This window comes from Kribbella sp. NPDC051718 (assembly GCF_040681515.1).
GTDB lineage: Bacteria > Actinomycetota > Actinomycetes > Propionibacteriales > Kribbellaceae > Kribbella.
The window spans coordinates 155,774-169,485 of the sequence record NZ_JBFAYZ010000009.1; the positions used below are offsets into that span (position 1 = coordinate 155,774).

General features: G+C 68.0%; 12 protein-coding genes. 1 reads left to right on the top strand and 11 read right to left on the bottom strand.

The genetic code is table 11. The features are described from left to right. Positions 1-24: 24 nt before the first annotated feature. From AB0M15_RS30360 to AB0M15_RS30390, 7 genes are read right to left on the bottom strand one after another with little or no spacing between them, the layout of a single operon-like run. Positions 25-1,281 (bottom strand): ATP-grasp domain-containing protein, encoded by a 1,257-nt coding sequence (locus AB0M15_RS30360; RefSeq protein ID WP_363825335.1) that lies wholly within the window; start codon positions 1,279-1,281, stop codon positions 25-27. A 6-nt stretch (positions 1,282-1,287) separates the two neighbouring features. Then, a complete protein-coding gene (locus tag AB0M15_RS30365; RefSeq protein WP_363825338.1) occupies positions 1,288-2,436 on the bottom strand; it encodes an FAD-binding oxidoreductase in 1,149 nt (382 codons plus the stop codon). A gap of 6 nt (positions 2,437-2,442) precedes the next feature. Next, complete coding sequence (locus AB0M15_RS30370) at positions 2,443-4,095, bottom strand: class I tRNA ligase family protein (RefSeq protein WP_363825341.1); 1,653 nt, start codon at positions 4,093-4,095, stop codon at positions 2,443-2,445. Continuing rightward, positions 4,092-4,559, bottom strand: coding sequence for a cupin domain-containing protein (locus tag AB0M15_RS30375; RefSeq protein WP_363825344.1), 468 nt, complete (start codon positions 4,557-4,559; stop codon positions 4,092-4,094). The genes AB0M15_RS30370 and AB0M15_RS30375 overlap by 4 nt, the downstream gene beginning before the upstream one ends. A 3-nt stretch (positions 4,560-4,562) precedes the next feature. Continuing rightward, positions 4,563-6,098 carry a PqqD family protein gene (locus AB0M15_RS30380; RefSeq protein ID WP_363825347.1) on the bottom strand — a complete coding sequence of 512 codons (1,536 nt, stop codon included), beginning with the start codon at positions 6,096-6,098 and terminating at the stop codon, positions 4,563-4,565. A 35-nt stretch (positions 6,099-6,133) separates the two neighbouring features. Next, the gene (locus tag AB0M15_RS30385) at positions 6,134-7,438 is read right to left on the bottom strand and encodes a SidA/IucD/PvdA family monooxygenase (protein WP_363825350.1); all 1,305 of its coding nucleotides are present in this window, start codon (positions 7,436-7,438) and stop codon (positions 6,134-6,136) included. Between the two features lie 27 nt (positions 7,439-7,465). Then, complete coding sequence (locus tag AB0M15_RS30390; protein ID WP_363825353.1) at positions 7,466-8,023, bottom strand: hypothetical protein; 558 nt, start codon at positions 8,021-8,023, stop codon at positions 7,466-7,468. Positions 8,024-8,090: 67 nt separating this feature from the next. Here AB0M15_RS30390 and AB0M15_RS30395 point away from each other — a divergent pair, with 67 nt between their 5' ends. Further along, complete coding sequence (locus AB0M15_RS30395) at positions 8,091-9,140, top strand: biotin/lipoate A/B protein ligase family protein (RefSeq protein WP_363825356.1); 1,050 nt, start codon at positions 8,091-8,093, stop codon at positions 9,138-9,140. Between the two features lie 222 nt (positions 9,141-9,362). On the opposite strand, the gene AB0M15_RS30400 is transcribed toward AB0M15_RS30395, so the two are convergent. From AB0M15_RS30400 to pucL, 4 genes are all read right to left on the bottom strand, one after another. Further along, entirely contained in the window at positions 9,363-10,163 is an 801-nt protein-coding gene (locus AB0M15_RS30400; protein ID WP_363825359.1) for an IclR family transcriptional regulator, read from the bottom strand. A 72-nt stretch (positions 10,164-10,235) separates the two neighbouring features. Beyond that, positions 10,236-11,462 (bottom strand): aldolase, encoded by a 1,227-nt coding sequence (locus AB0M15_RS30405; RefSeq protein WP_363825362.1) that lies wholly within the window; start codon positions 11,460-11,462, stop codon positions 10,236-10,238. After that, positions 11,455-12,807 (bottom strand): 8-oxoguanine deaminase, encoded by a 1,353-nt coding sequence (locus AB0M15_RS30410; protein ID WP_363825365.1) that lies wholly within the window; start codon positions 12,805-12,807, stop codon positions 11,455-11,457. The genes AB0M15_RS30405 and AB0M15_RS30410 overlap by 8 nt, the downstream gene beginning before the upstream one ends. After that, entirely contained in the window at positions 12,804-13,709 is a 906-nt protein-coding gene (gene pucL, locus AB0M15_RS30415) for a factor-independent urate hydroxylase (protein WP_363825368.1), read from the bottom strand. Before pucL ends, AB0M15_RS30410 begins: the two co-directional genes overlap by 4 nt. Positions 13,710-13,712 lie beyond the last annotated feature (3 nt).

Here is a 13,712-nt window from a genome sequence, read left to right on the forward strand (position 1 = left end):
AGGTCACCTTTCTTGTGGGTCTGGTCAGGCTGTAGCGGGGAGGGCCAGCCGTACGTCGATCTGCGCGGCGAACTCGTACGCCGTCGCGATCGCCTCGTCGAAGGTCGCGCCGCTGGTGCAGAGGAAGCCGAGGATGTTGTTGCCGTCCGGTGGCCGCCGGACCACATCACCGGGCTTGGCGGTGATCTTGAGGAAGAACACCCGGTCCGACTCGGCCACCGCCGGCGGCACGGTGATCTGCTCGATCCGGCCGGGCGCGCTGATCAAGCAGGTGCCGGCCAGGTGGACGCCGGTCGGGTGGTAGTGCTGGACCTCGGGCTTCACCCCTGAGGCAACCGCCATCGTGGCGCGGATCGGGCAATACCCGGTGCTCAGGCGGGCGAAGTAGTCCAGCCCACCACCGCCGGGCCGTACGGCGATCTCCAGCATGTGCGGTTTGCCTTGGTGGAAACGGACTTCGGCGTGCATCACGCTGCGCTTCAGTCCCTGCGCGTGCGCAGCTTTGGTGACGACCTCGTGCACGGCGGCCAGCTGGTCCGCGTCGAGCGTGGTCGGCGCCTGGTGCGCGTCGTCGTCGAACGTGTTGCCCTCGATCGTGATCCGGTCGACGATCGATCCCAGGTACACCTCGCCGTCCCAGGCGAGCGCCTCGATCTGCATCTCCCGGCCGTCCAGGAACGACTCGACCAGCAGGCCGTACGGTCCGAGGTCGAGCCCGTCCGGCTCCATCCGGAACCACGACATGCCGGCCATTCCCTCCAGCGCCTGCGGGAACCGGGTCCGCAGCTCGTCGGCGCTGTCCACCTTGAACACGAAGTTGCTCGCGGCACCCAACGTCGGCTTCAGGATGATCGGGTAGCCGAACTCCTCGGCCGCCTTCAGCGCCGCGTCCACATCAGGCACCAGCCGGTACTTCGGTACCGGCGCGCCACCGCGTTCCTGCGCCTCCCGCATCAGCAGCTTGTTCCGGCTGATCCGCGCCGCGTCGAGACCGACGCCAGGCAGCCCGAGCGCCTCGGCCACCGCGGCGACCGTGAGCACACCCGACTCCGAGAAGGTGAGGACACCGTCGAAGCCTTCGTCGGCGTGCCATTCCTGGGCGGCCTTGATGATGTCGTCGATGTGCTTGGAGCCGGCGATCCGGTACCGGTCGGCCGGCCAATAGCCTTCCTGGCCGAGGCCATTCAGCACAGACAGCGTGCCGCCGAACTCCTCGATCTGCTGGTAGCGGGACTGGTAATAGCCGGCGTTCTGCACGGCCTCCAGAGCGAGCAGCTTCATGTAGATCTACTCCTCACCGACCGCGGCGAGCTGGCGCGGCCTGTCGATCGACTCAATACCGGTCGCGCGGGGCGATTCGCCCACTGCACGATCGGCGATCGCCCGGGCGATCTGGGGTGCGAACTTGAAAGACATCCCGCCGCACGCGGCAAAGGCCCAGATCGTGCCTGCTCCGTACGCAGCCAGCAGCGGCCCACCTTGCGTGCGCTCGGCCAGGTAGTAGCCGTCGTTGGCGCCGACCACCCCGGCCGGATCGAAACCGTCGATCAGCTGGGTGAAGAGGTCGACGAGGTGATGACGCCACTGATCCGGCGTACCGCGGTCGGTCATCTCGTCCACCGGGCGGCACGCGCTCGCCGCGCTCAGCCGCATCGGTGCCTCCGACTGCGCCACCGTCGGCATGAACCAGGCATCGCGGTCCGGGCCGAGGCCGAGCACCACCGGCATCTCCGCCCAGTTCCGGCGATAGGTCGGCGGCCGGTAGGAGAGCACGCTCTGCCGGTACAACGTGAGGTCCGGCCCGACCGAGTTGGCCAGCAGTTCTCGCGACCAGGGCCCGGCGGCGATGACCACTCGATCCGCCGACTGCGTCGCGCCGTCGGCGAACCGGACCACGCCGTCGCCCTCGACCTCCGACACCGCGACCACCTGGCGGTGGGGGAGCAGCCGCACCCGGGGATGCTCCGCGAGCCAGCGCGCCATGGCGACCAAGGCATGGTCGGCCAGCAGCACGCCGGCCGTGGCCTCGAGTACGGCGGCGCTGCCGAGGGGGAAGTTGACGCGCGGATACCAGTTGGCCAGGTCCTTCGGCGACAGCGCCCAGGCCTTCGCGCCGTCGGCCGTCAGCTCCGCCAGTTCGACGTTGGCTTGCTCAGCCGGCATCGCCGTGAGGGCACCGGTCGGGTGATAGAACCGCGTACCGAGCAGCCGTTCGACATCCTGCCAGGCGGAATGCGCGCCCGCGGCCGCAGCCGTCAGCACCGGGTCGCCCCGGTGCAGCGCGCGAGTCACCCGGAGCCGGTCGTTCGAGGTGGCCAGCGGCGACGGGATCGGACCGGCGTCCACCAGATCCACCTGGTGGGCGCCGGACGCGCGGACGCACTCGATCGCGGTGAGCAGCCCGATCACGCCACCACCTACCACCGTGATCCGCATCCGGGATCACCCACCTCCGGCGAGCGCGCCGGCCGGCTCGGCCGACAGGAGCGGCGGGGCGAACGGCTTGATGTCGGCGGCGTCGAAGGCTCCGGCGGCCAGCAGAGCGTTCGAAGTACCGTCGAAGACGCCGGCCGCTTTTGCTGCTGCCACGAGGTCGATCAGGAGCGGGGAAGCCAACGCCAGCAGGGCTTTGACCTCGGCGAAGAGGTCACCCCAGGCTTCGGGTTGCTCGTCCAGGCCGATGCCGTCGAGGGCTGCCGCCCGGCCGCGCAGACGGTCGAGCTGGGTCAGTACGGTGTCCGCCGCGCGGTTCAGGTTGAACGTCGGCATCTCGTAGAACAGGTCGAACCGCTCCAGCATCAGAACGATCCGGCCGCGCCCGCCCGGGGTGACCGGCAACCGGGCGCTGTCGTCGCCGGCATTGGCGACCGCCTTCGCCAGCGTCCCGGCGAGCTGGTTCCAGGGGCCGATCAGCCGGTCCTCGGCCATCTTGTCCAGGCCCGCCCGGCTGAAGGTCGACCGTTGGTACTCCGGGGCCGTCAGCGCCAGGTAGAGCCGGGCGACGTCCCGCGGTACCTCCGTCAGCAGCTCCTGCGGCGTCAGCACGTGCCGCTTGCTGGTCGAGAACTTCGAGCTCTCCAGCTCGTAGAACTCGTTGTTGATGATGGATTCCGGCCAGACGTACTTGTCGCCGTGCGCCATCAGCATCGCGATGTGCGGCAGGCAGAAGTAGTACGCGTTGTCGAAACCGAGGAAGTGCACGATCCGCAGGTTCTCGGCCTTCTTCCACAGCTCACCGGGCACGGTGTCGCGGCCGAGCTTGCTGGCGGCGTACGAGGTGGTGAACATGCCGGCCGGGATGAGTTCGAGCCAGGCGTTGAGCACCTGGCCGGGGACCTCCGGGAACTGCGCGTCGATACCCCAGTTGAGCGGGAAGGTGATCGGCACGTCCTGCAACGGGCGGGCCAGCAGCTCGGCGATCATCTGCCGAACGTGCGGGCGCCGGTGGGTGGCCAGCGACTCGTGGTACTTCGTCAGCCGGTCGCGGTACTCCTCCAGCGGCAGCACCATGATGGTGGCTTCGCGGTAGGTGAGCTTGTCGTCCGGGTTGATCGTCGAGTGCGGGTTGAGCAGCTGGTCGAAGTTGTTCGGGTGGCAGCAGGTCTCGCACAGGCCACCACGACTGCTGCTCAGGCAGACCGGGCAGTCGCCCTCGATCAGACCCTCGACCATGAACTCGCCGGTCCGCTCCAGGAACGGCAGCCGGACGGTCTTGAGCTTGAACACTCCCGCGTCGTGCAGCGCCTTGAAGTACTGCAGGACAGTGGCCTTGTACATCGAGTCGAACGGGCCGAAGCCGTCGTACGAGATGCCGATCGCCTGCAGGGCTTCCTGGATCTGGCCGGTCGAGCGCCTGCAGAGCTCCTCCGACGTGATCCCCTCGCGAGCGGCCGACGCGACCACGTAGGTCTGGCTGTCGTCGGTCTCGGTGGTGAAGATGACGTTGCGGCCACGGGCTCGCTGGTAGCGCGCATACACGTCACCGGCCAGGTACGGCCCGGCGATGTGGCCGAGATGCATGCCACCGTTGGGAGTCGGGTTCGGGCCCAGGACCAGGACGGGACGGTCGTCGTCCTTGGGCAGTACGCCGGTCACGCGGTGGCTCCTTCGCGCTCGGAGTTCTCGATTGCCGCGGCGGTCGCCGCGTTCTCGTCTTCCTTCTCGCGTGCCTCGGCTGCGAGCTTCTCGGTCTCCGACCCGGCATGCTCGGCCAGGAACCGGTGCGACATCTCGGGATCCCACCAGATGCTGGTGAAGACGAAGTCCTCGTCGTTGTGGTTGTGCACCCGGTGCAGCTGGCCCGGCGTGAAGTAGCAGACGTCGCCGGCCCGGAAGGGCTGCCGCTCGCCACCGCACTCGACCTCGACCTCGCCGGAGACGGCGACGAAGATCTCCTGCTCGTGGTGGGTGTGCAGCTTGGACACCGTGTTCGCCCGGCAGACGGCGTACGAGACCTCGAACGGCGCGTTCAGCACCGCCCACGGCTGGAGCCGCTGGGTGTCGACGCTGTACTCGTGCACGAGATTGTCACGATCCAGCCGGGAGATGTGTACGACCATGGGTTACCGTCCCGAAATCTGCTCGAAGGTGTTCGGACCGTTCTGGGAGTGCTTGGTCTCGATGACCGCCTTGTGCGGATCGCCCTGCAGGATCAGGTCGATCACCGGGGCGCCACCGCCGCCGGGGGTCTGCACCGACCGGCTGTAGAGCACCCGCAACTGGCTCGGCTCGAGGCCGCTGATCCGCTCGAGCTCGGCGGCCAGCTCGACATCGTTGGTCACCCCGGCCAGCAGGCTGTGCATCTCCGCGACCCGGTCGACCAGCTCCGGGTGCTCACGCTCGATGAACTGCTCGAGCCCGGCGCCCTGGCCGGCGAAGGGGGAGTACGTCATGCAGACCAGGTGGCTCTCGGTGAGGGCGAAGGTCTCCAGCGCGTACTCCTCGGCCAGCAGCCGCATCCGCTTCAGCGCGTCCGGGGTGTCGTACCGGGCCCGCATCGTCTCGATCAGGCCGGCCGGGATGTCCTTCTTGCGCATCAGGCCGAGGGCGAACTGGACGTACTCGGCCATCCCCTCGTCGTACGAGCGCTGGAACAGGTGTTCCGCCTTGATCCCGCGCAGGTGCGCCATCAGGGCCGGGTTGGCGCAGTCGGACTCGGTGAAGCTGAAGGCCAGGTCGTCGAACTGGAAGCCGAGGAAGCCGGTCAGCAGCTCGAAGTGGTCACCGGCCGCGTAGTCGGTCTCGTCGTAGATCGAGAAGAACTTCAACCGGTCCGGGACCGCGGTACTGACCTGCCGCTCGGCGATCGCCGTCGTCGCGTCGGGGCCGAGGATGTCGGTGAAGTAGGCGCCGGCGATGTCGTCGAGCTGGCCGAGCACCTTGCCGAAACCGTTCTCGGTACTGGCGTGTTCGCGGATCGTGCCCGGGTCGGTCGCCCGGATCTGGCGGGCCAGCCGGCCGACCCAGGCGGTGTACTGCCGCTGCTCGCGCGGCGAGTCGCCGGTGATGATGATGTCGGCGCCGTCGCCGTAGGCCGCGGCCACCCCGAAGGCGTTGAAGACGCTGAGATTGCAGGAGTTGCAGAACGTCGGGCGACCGTCGGCGAAGGTGCGGTGGCCGGTCATCAGGATGTCCAGCCGGTTGCGCCGGATCACGTGCTCGCGCTGCGGCGAGTCGACGTAGAACTCCGACACCTCGTCGCCGTCGACCAGCAGCAGCTCGCAGTCGGGATCGTCGAACAGTCGCAGCGCGATGTACTCGCGATCGATGTTCTCCATCACCGGCCGCGGCATGCCCGCGTGCCGGTTGGTGGCGACCCGCATCTTGAACGTGCGGCCGTGGACGCGGTACAGGATCAGCTGCATCGCGCGGACGAAGGCCAGCGTGTACGAGCTGTCCTTGCCGCCGCCGAACGCCACCATGACGAGGTTCTTCTCCAGTTCCTCGCGATGCGGCAGTTCGGCCTGCAGCTTGACGGTGCACTGCAATGCCTCGGCCAGGATGGCCGGTGGCATCGCTGCCTGCAGACCGGCGAAGGCCTGCTCCCGGGCCCGGGCCACCTCGTCGAGTGGGGTCCGTTCCAGTTCGACCATTGCCATCCGGGGTCTCCTCGGGGTCGCCGTTCTGCCACCCGTTAGAGCGCGGCCGCCTCTTCGCCTGATACAGCCGCCGGGATCCGCTCGCGGTGGGCGATGATGTCGCGGCAGATCTCCTCCGCCCGCTGGGCCAGCACGCTGAGCAGGGTGTCGGAGATGCCGTGGGTCTGCTCGTTGACGCCTTGCAGGTAGACGGCCGCGGCGCTCGGTACGCCGAGCTCCAGCTGGTACTGCCGGGTGACGTCGATCCGGTCGAGGTCGAGGCTGCTCGCCAGTTCGCGAACCAGGCGCGGCATCCGGGTGTCGAAGCCGGTGCCGAGGAAGACGACGTCGCGGTGGAGTTCGGTGACCGCGCCGGTGCGGCGGTCGGTCAGCTCCAGTACCAGTTCGTCGCCGGTGTCGCGGGCGCCGGTGATGTCGACCATCGGGATCAGGCGACGCTCGGTACGGTGGTTGAAGCGGTCGAGGTACAGGTCGGCGTACAGGTGCTCGAGCATCGGCGGAGTGACGACGGAGTAGTTGGTCCGGTACATCTCCTGCAGGATCTGCTCGCGCGCGGCCGGCCGGGCGTCGTAGAACTCGTCGACGAAGCCGGGGTAATACAGCTCGTTGGTGAACTTGCTGGAGGCGTCGGAGCTCAGCCCGATGGACCGCATCAGCCAGGCGACGTCGCTGTCGGGCAGGTCGTCACGCAGGGCGCGGAACATCTCCGCGGCGCTCTGAGAGCTGCCGACGACGGCGACCCGGTACGGCAGCTCGCCGTCGAACTGGGCGACCCGCTGCCGGTACTCCGTACTGTGCACGACCCGGTTGGGCGGCAGGTCGGCGAGCACCGGCGGGATGTTGGCCTCGCGACTCCCGCCGTACACGAGGTACCGGCTGTTGATCGTGCTGCCGTCGGCCAGCGTGGTGACCCAGCCGGTCACCGAGCCGGTCTCGTCCGTCTTGGCGCGCATCGAGATGACCTCGCGGCCGAGCTCGATCTTCACCTTCTCGAGCGACGCGGCGACCCAGCGCAGGTACTCGGTGAACTCCACCCGGTACGGCGTGAAGGTGCTCATGTTGACGAACTCGTCCATCCGCCCGGTCTCGAACAGATGGTTGAGGAAGGAGAACTTGCTGGTGGGATCCCGCTGCGTCACCAGGTCCTTCAGGAACGACACCTGGCTGGTGGCCCACGGCATCAACATGCCCTGCTGCCAGGCGATCTCCGAATTCCGGTCGATCAGCAGGCTGTTCTCCGCCAGCTCCGGGGCCAGTTCCTCGAGCGCCACCGCGAGCCCCAGGTTCGACGGCCCGGCGCCGATGGCCAGCAGTTCCACGTCCACGCTCAGTTCCGACATCTGTGCCGCCCTCGTCTCGGGGTGTGATCACCTCCCTTCGAGAGCCTTCGGCGCACGTCCGCTGATACACCTACTCCGGTTCGGACAGCAGAGCGATGCGTTTCCGGAGGCGGCTGGGGGCGTAGACGAAGGTGATGGCCAGGGGGACGTAGCAGACGAGCAGGAGGAGCTGCCAGGGGAGTTGGTGACGGCCAGGCCGATGGCGGAGATCACTGCCAGGGAGATGGCGATGATCTGGAGGGGGCGGCCTCGGCGCATCTGCCGGAGTTGTTCCTGGGCGACGGCCAGGGTTGTCGCGCGGAGCTCTGGGTCGGTGGGGATCGGGCCTTTCCAGGCGGCCTTCAGGGCCAGCCGACGGTGGTCCTTCGGGGCGTCGCCGAGTGCGCCGTTCTCCCAGCGCAGTCTGGCCTTGATGGCCAGGGCCATGCCGGTGGCTATGACGAGTGAGATCACGGCGGCGGACACGACTGACCAGAGCAGATCTCTGGTCTCGATGATGCCGATGGCGAACGTCACGGCAGCCCAGGCGAGCCAGAAGATCAGCAGCAGGGCCCAGGTGGGGGTCGAGTTCAGGCGTTCGCGCATGGCTGATGATCGCTCCCGGAGGGGGTCTTGAGGAACATCTCTGGGTGGCGGGTGGTTGGCTAGTGGTGTGCATGGTGAATACAAGGTGCCTGGTGGGAAGCTGGTTGTAGCTGATCTGGACGTCGTCGATGAGGTGGTGCGACGAGGGCGGATCAGCGGGGACTTCTTTCTGGAGCCGGATGATGCGCTGGAGCGGATCAACGGGGCGCTGACCGGGGTACCGGTGGAGATGCCGGTGGCTCAGATCGCGGCTCGGGTTCGTGGGGTGCTCGGCGAGGGGGTCGAGATGCTGGGGTTCTCGCCGGAGGCCGTGGCGGTTGCGGTGCGGCGGGCGCTGATGGGGGCGACAGCGTGGACGGATCACGCGTGGGAGTTCGTGCACGACGTACCGCGGGAGCCGGCGCTGCAGATGGCGCTGGATGAGGTACTGGCCGAGCAGGTCGGGTCGGGGGAGCGTCCGCCGACGTTGCGGATCTGGGAGTGGGCCTCCAACGCGGTCATCATCGGGAGCTTCCAGTCGCTGGCCAACGAGGTCGATCTGGGCGGGGCGGCCAAGCATGACGTGACGGTGGTACGCCGGATCAGCGGTGGCGGCGCGATGTTCGTCGAGCCGGGCAACACGATCACGTACTCGCTGTATGTCCCCGAGTCGCTCGTTTCGGGGCTGTCCTTCGTCGACTCGTACGCCTTCCTCGACGACTGGGTGGTCGGCGCGCTGAACGAACTCGGCATCGCCGCGACATACCAGCCGATCAACGACATCACCTCACCCGCGGGCAAGATCGCCGGCGCCGCCCAGAAGCGCTTCGCGGGTGGCGCGGTGCTGCACCACGTGACGATGGCGTACGACATGGACGCCGCGAAGATGGTCGAGGTACTCCGGATCGGCCGCGAGAAGATGTCCGACAAGGGCACCAAGAGCGCCAGCAAACGAGTCGACCCCCTCCGCAGCCAAACCGGCCTCGACCGCGCCGAGGTGATCACCCGCCTCGTCCGCACCTTCGCCAACCGCTACGGCCTCACCGACGCCGGTATCGACGACGAGACGGTCGCCGAGGCCCAGCGCCGGGTTGACTCGAAGTTCGGCACCGAGGAGTGGCTCAGCCGCGTGCCGTAAGTCTTGTCCCGGTGACCAAGTAGGCCGGGATCGTGGTCGGCCTGACGGCTTCGTGCAGCCGGAGGGGCGGACCGCCACGCACGCATAACCTCTCGCGCACCGACCCGACACGCTAGGAAAGCGCTTGCGCGCCGGGTTGTGCGTGCATGGAGAGCAGCTAGTTGCCCGCAGCAACCACTCTCGGCGAGCGGCGAGCGGCGAGCGGTGAGGCTGGGTGGGGTCTTAGCGGAGGTCGTCGGAGAGGGATTTGGCAGCTTGGGTTAGGAGGGGGACTGCTTGGTGGAGGAGGTCTTCGGTCATTCGGCCGGCGGGGCCGGAGAGGGAGAGGGCCAGGCGGGAAGGGGCGTCGGGGACTGGTACTGCGATGCAGCGGACGCCTTGTTCCTGTTCGCCTTCGTCCAGGGCGTAGCCGTCTGATTCCGCCTTGTGGAGTTGGGCGATGAACTCGTCGGGGTCGGTGATGGTGGTGGAGGTGTGCTGGGGCATGCCGGTGCGGTGGAGGAGGTCGCGGACCTCGGGTTCGGGGAGTTTGGAGAGGATCGCTTTGCCGACGGCCGTGCAGTGCGGGAGGACGCGGCGGCCGACCTCGGTGAACATGCGCATGGAGTGCCGGGACTGTACCTGGGCCAGGTACACGATCTGGTCGCCGTCGAGCATCGCCATGTTGGCCGACTCACCTACCTGGTCGACCAGCTGCGCCAGATGAGGGCGGGCCCAGATGCTGAGCATGTGCGAGGACGCCTCGCCGAGCCGGATCAGCCGCGGCCCGAGCACGTACTGCCGGGACGGCTCCTGCCGCACGTAACCGAGGTCGACCAACGTCCGGACCAGGCGGTGAATCGTCGGCAGCGGCAGTCCGGACGTGGTGGCGAGCTGGGAGAGCGGGACCATGCCACCGGCGTCGGCCATCATCTCGAGGAGAGCGAACGCCCGCTCGATCGACTGCACGCTCCCAGTGCGGGGCTTTGCTCCCGCGCCCTCAGGCGTCGTCCCAGCCAGTTCTGGGCCTGCCACTTCCGCCACGCTGGGCTCCGATCTGCTCGGTACTTCCGGATTATGGAAGTTTAACCACAGATGGCGGAAGTGCCGAGGATCTTACGAGCGGAGCGGACGGCGGGCGAGTTTTGCCAGGCCGGGGGTGTCCACGCCGATCAGCTGGTCGAGTTCGGTGGAGTCGAGGGCGCCGCATTCGAGGCCGCGGAGTACGAAGCCGGCGAGGGCGGCGGCGGTGGCGGGCTCGTCCAGGTAGCCGGAATTGCCACCTTCGACGTAGGCGCGGAGGCGGGTGGCGGCGGTGGGCAGGCCCTCGCGGTAGAAGAGATAAGTGGCGAGGTACCGGCTTGGTAGTTGGGCGGGGTGCATGTCCCAGCCTTGGTAGATGCCGCGCTCCAGCGAGCGGCGGACCAGGCGTTGGTGGAGACGCCAGGCGGCGTGGACCTGCTCGCGGGAGCCGATGGGCAACACGTTCGTGGAGCCGTCGCAGACGAAGACGCCGGTACCTGCCGCAGCCAACTGCATGACGTCTTTCGCATGGTCGGCGACCGGATGTTCCATGCTCTGGTACGCCGCTGCGACGCCCAGCGAAGCTGAGTAGTCATAGGTGCCGTAGTGCAGACCAGTCACTCGGCCCGCACCCGCACGGATCATCGCGGGCAGCGGCGTCCTACCGTCCGCCCCGAGAATCGCCTGCGGTGTCTCCACCTGGATCTCGAACTTCAACGGGCCTGTCCCATGGGCCTCCTCGATCGCCTGGAGCACCACCACCATCGCCGAGATCTGCTCGACCGAGGTGACTTTGGCGAGCGTGATCACGAAGCCGTCAGTCAACACCCCGGCAAGCTCGCCGACGAACAGATCGAGGGTCCGCACACCGCGCCGGCGACTGACAGCCTCCAGTGACTTGATCCGGAGTCCGTAGTAGGGCGGCGCCGTGCCGGCTTTGAGGAGGTCAGCCAGCGCGCGGGCCGCATCGACCGCCGCAGCGTCCTCCTGTTCGTCCGGCCGGACCCCGTAGCCGTCCTCGAAGTCGATGCGCAGGTCCTCGATCGGCTCGCGCCCCAGCTTGGCGCGCACCCGGTCGTACACCTCGGCGGCATGCTCGGCAGGCAAACCCAGGTCAGCGACCGCCCCACCGTGCTCACGGAGTACGGACCGAGCCTGCTCCGCCCAGTCACCGACCGTACCGGCCGTGAAGCGATCGGCCGGTACGTACACGGTGTGGATCGGTTGCCTGACCCCACGGTCGCCGGGGTAGAGCGTCGTCAGCGCGGCGTCGGCGTCCGCCAGTCGTCGATCCAGTTCGGCGAACAGCTGTTCATCCACTGATGCTCCTTAGAAGTGCACGCTGGGTATCGGCCACCTGGCGGGCCAAGGTCGATTCGTCGATGGTGACGACGGTGTCGTGCTCAACGACAGGACGTCCGTTGACCAAGAGCAGCTCCAGCGGCGGGGGAGCGCCGAGGACCAACGCGGCGACCGGGTCGTCGATGCCGGCGTGAGCGAGCGTGTCGAGTCGCCAGACGGCGAGGTCGGCCAGCTTCCCGACCTCCAAGGAGCCGATCTCGTCCGAGCGACCCAAGATCCGCGCACCATCCAAGGTCGCCAGCTCCAGAGCGGTTCGTACGTCGAGAGCCTGCGGCCCACCACGAGCGCGGGCGAACAGAAGCGCGTGCCGCAACTCCTCGAGCAGACTGCCCGCTTCGTTGCTGGCGGCACCATCCACCCCGAGTCCGACCGGACAACCGGCGGCTCGCAGGTCGGCGACGCGGGCGATCCCGGCGCCGAGGCGAGCGTTCGAGCTGGGGCAATGCGCGACCCCCGTGGCCGTCGCGCCCAGCCGCTTGATCTCCGCGTCGTCGAAGTGGATGCCGTGCGCGAACCACACGTCGGAGCCGGTCCAGCCCAGCTCAGCGGCGTACTCCGACGGCGTACAGCCGAACCGCTCGTCGCACCACTCGGCCTCGTCCGTCGTCTCGGCCAGATGCGTATGCAGCCGGACGCCCTTGCGGCGGGCGAGCTCCGCCGACTCCCGCATGAGGTCGCCGGTGACGCTGAACGGCGAGCAAGGAGCGACGACGACCTGCAGCATCGAATCCGGCGAAGGGTCATGCCAACGGTCGATCGCGGCCTCGGTCGCGAGCAGGATCTCCTCGCGATCCTCGACCACCGAGTCGGGCGGCAACCCACCGTCCTTCTGGCTGAGATCCATCGACCCGCGAGCCGGATGGAACCGCAACCCGACCTCGGAAGCCGCCGTGATCTCCGCCTCCAGGACATCACCGCCACGGCGCGGAAAGACATAGTGGTGATCCGACGCCGTCGTGCAACCGGTTCGAGCCAGTTGAGCCAGTGCACCTTGCGCGGCGACATGGACCGACTGCTCGTCGATACCCGCCCAGACCGGATAGAGCGTGTTCAGCCAGCCGAAGAGCGTCGCGTCGACTGCCAGTCCACGCGTCACCCATTGGTACAGATGCTGGTGGGTGTTGACGAACCCGGGCGTCACCAGACACCCGCGTCCGTCGATCACCCGCGCGCCCTCGTACGCCGGTGCCGGCCCCGCCCCGACCGCCACGATCCGGTTGCCATCGGCAACGACATGGCCGGTGGTCAGCTCACGGCGTTCCCGGTCGAGGGTGACCACGGCCGCGCCGTCGATGACGATCAACAGAAGCCCGGTACTGCGTGCCAGGCCGACCCCGCGTCCGTTGCGTCGTCCCGGACGACCGACGCCTCGATCAGGCCGTACGGACGGTCCGCCGCGATGAAGACCTCACCAGGGTTCTCCACCTCGAACGGGCTGAGGTCGACCAGGAAATGATGCTTGTTGGGCGCCGAGAACTTGATCTCCGCGACCTCCGGGTGACGCTCCAGAACCGCCTCGCCCATCCCGTACAAGGTCTGCTGCAGCGCGAGACTGTGGATCGTGGCGAACTTTTCCAGCAGCAGGCTCTTGATCTCGTCGTACGACTTGTCCCAGTCGACGTCGGTGTGGTCGTAGCGCCAGCGGGCGACCAGGGAGGTGGCGAGGATGCGGTCGTCGGTCTCCTTCAGGGTCGTGTACTTGTCCTTGAGGAAGCCGTGGAACTCCGAGCCGGTCGACTTGAGCACGGTCAGGTCGCGGATACCCGAGACGACGTGCGCCTGGCGGTCGTCGCCACGGCCGTCGACGTTGACCACCGTCGTCCGGATGCCGGCGCCGCTGCGGACGAAGGAGTGGTCGTGGCCCGCGCCGTCGACCGGGATGCGCTCCCAGTTGTACTCCTCGATCTCGACCCGGGCGCCGTCGGCCGCGGCCGAGGCCTGCAGGAAGTGGTCGGCGAGCGTCAGGGCGAACGACTCGATCGAGTCGATGCCCTTCTCCTTGGCGAAGGCGAAGGCGGTGTTCTTCTGGGTGTCGGTCGGCAGCACGTCGGACTGGTCGCCGGTCGTGTGCGCGTTCTCGAACCGGCCGCGCAACGCGGAGGAGACGTTGAGGTCACGGATCTGGTGCCGGGGCGTGTCGCGGTAGATGCGGACGACGCGGCTCTCGGCCTTGCCGTACTGATTGGGCCCCAGGTGGATCGCCATCGG